This window comes from Myxococcus sp. RHSTA-1-4 (assembly GCF_020037125.1).
Lineage (GTDB): Bacteria > Myxococcota > Myxococcia > Myxococcales > Myxococcaceae > Myxococcus.
Genome location: NZ_JAIQDG010000116.1, coordinates 1 through 1,466, shown reverse-complemented (window position 1 = coordinate 1,466; position 1,466 = coordinate 1). Strand labels below are relative to the sequence as shown.

Below are 1,466 nucleotides of genomic sequence, written 5' to 3'. Positions count from 1 at the left end.
TGCTCGAAGGCGCCCAGGGTGGTGTTGCGCACCTGGGCCAGCAGTGCACGGAAGCAGAGGTCCGGGGTGAAGCGGGCACGCAGCACCAGCGTGTTGACGAAGAAGCCAATGAGGCCCTCGGTGTCCGCGTGCCGGCGGCCTGCGATGGGCGAGCCCACCAGCACGTCGTCCTGGCCGCAGTAGCGGTGCAGGAGCGCCTGGAAGGCGGCCAGGAGCAACATGAAGGGCGTGGCGCCCTCGCGCTTCGCCAGGGCGTCCACCGCCTCGCTCAGCTCGCGCGGCAGGGACAGAGGCACCGAGGCGCCCAGGTGCGAGAGCGCCGCGGGACGAGGCTTGTCGGTGGGCAGCTCCAGCGCGTGGGGCGCGCCCGAGAGCTGCTGCTTCCACCAGTCGAGCTGGCCTTGCAGCGTCGCCCCGGAGAGCCAGTTGCGCTGCCAGACGGCGTAGTCCGCGTACTGCACTGGAAGCTCGGGCAGCGGCGAGGGCTGGCCCTGACGGAAGGCTTCGTAGAGCGCCGTCAGCTCCCGCACCAGCACGCCCATGGACCAGCCGTCGGAGATGCTGTGGTGCATGTTGAGCAGCAGCACGTGCTCGCCCGGCTCCAGCTTCAGCACCGTGGCGCGCACCAGCGGACCCGTGGCCAGATCGAAGGGCCGTGCGGCATCCTCCGCGGCTCGCCGCCGCACTTCGACCTCACGTTCTCCGGACGGCACGCCGCTCAGGTCCACCACCAGCAAGGACTGGAGCGGAGCGGGGTGGATGAGCTGCCGGGGCTCGCCGCCTTCGGACTGGAAGGTGGTGCGCAGCACTTCATGACGCAGCACCAGCGCCTCGTAGGCGCGATGGAGTGCGGGTAGCTCCAAGGGGCCCGACAGCCTGAGCACCATGGGCATGTTGTAGAGGGCCAGGCCGGGCTGAAGCTGGTCGATGAACCACAGGCGCTGCTGGGCGAAGGACAGGGGCAGCGGGCCGTCCCGGAGCGCGCGGGTGAGCGCTGGCAGATGGGAGGCCGAGGTGGCGGACTGGATACTCTGAGCGAGGCCAGCCACGGTGGGCGCCTCGAAGAGGGCGCGGACACCGAGCCCTACGTGGAGGGCGGAGTTGACGCGGGTCACCAACTGGGTGGCCAGCAACGAGTGCCCACCCAGGTCGAAGAAGTCGTCGTGCACGCCCACGCGCTCCACGCCAAGCACCTGGGCGAAGAGCTCCGCCAACGTCTGCTCCGTGGGCGTGCGCGGCGCCACGTACTGCTCGCGACGTGCCGAGAGGTCCGGCGCGGGCAGGGCCTTGCGGTCCACCTTGCCGTTGGCGTTGAGGGGCAGGGCGCTCAACTCCACCACCGCCGAGGGCACCATGTACTCGGGCAGCTGCTTCGCCACGAAGGCGCGTACCGCCGAGGTGTCCAGTCCGGGCGAGGTGGGCACCACGTACGCCACCAGGCGCTTGTCGCCCGGCACGTCCTCGCG

1 protein-coding gene is annotated in these 1,466 nt (G+C 70.7%); it reads right to left on the bottom strand.

The genetic code is table 11. The annotated features are described in order from the left end of the window. On the bottom strand, nt 1-1,466 hold a 1,466-nt coding region (locus tag K8638_RS44160), incomplete at both ends, for a condensation domain-containing protein (RefSeq protein WP_223760807.1).